This is a genomic window from Salinivibrio costicola subsp. alcaliphilus (genome assembly GCF_001996185.1).
In the GTDB taxonomy this organism is placed as follows: Bacteria; Pseudomonadota; Gammaproteobacteria; order Enterobacterales; family Vibrionaceae; genus Salinivibrio; species Salinivibrio costicola.
In genome coordinates this window covers 1-697 of sequence record NZ_MUFR01000118.1, presented here as the reverse complement: position 1 = coordinate 697, position 697 = coordinate 1, and the positions used below count along the sequence as shown (strand labels likewise).

The 697-nt window shown below is 57.1% G+C and carries 1 pseudogene; it reads right to left on the bottom strand.

Features of this window, described 5'->3' with window-relative positions:
- Positions 1-664 (bottom strand): annotated as a pseudogene (tnpC, locus tag BZJ21_RS15430) (IS66 family transposase); the annotation flags it as partial.
- Positions 665-697: the final 33 nt, after the last annotated feature.

The window sequence follows — 697 nt, the reverse complement described above, 5'->3', positions numbered from 1 at the left end:
GACCTGATTGTTGTCTATCGGGTAGCCGCCGTCTTCGACATACTTCTCCAGGTAACGCCATTGTTTCAGCGTATAGCTGACCGCTTTTCCCATCGGGCTATTCGGTAACAGTCTGGCGGCGGCTTTATCCAGCCACTCATGGAAGGCGTTCAAAATCGGAATGCTGTCTTGCTGCCTCATCGCATACCTGTCTGCTGGCGACAAGGATTTTGCCTTTTTCTCCACGGCATACAACTTCTGGATATAACTCAAGGCCTGTTTGGGCTGTCCTCCCTTCTTCGGGCTCAGGTCGAGGGCATCTTTGAACTTGCGCCGAGCATGCGCCTAGCATCCGCCAGGCTGAGTAGCCGTCGGTCATGACCGTGCCCTGGTAACCATTGAGGAAGGCCTTGGGGTAAGTGTGCTCCCGGCCTGGTTGGTAGTCGAACAGCACCACCGGCGTCGTGCTTTGCGCCGGGCTAGTGTAGGCCCAGAGATAGGATTGGCTCTGGGCTGGCTTGTCTGGCTCCTTCAGCACCTGAAGCGTCGTTTCGTCACCGTGGATAACCGACTCTCCGAGCAAACTTTCCTGCATAGCGAGGTACAGCGGCGACAGCCGCTCAGCCGTTTTAATCATCCAGCTTGCCAGGGTGGTGCGCTGGAGCTCGACGCCGACCCGGGCCAGCTCTTTTTCGATGCGGTATAACGGTAGGCCGTC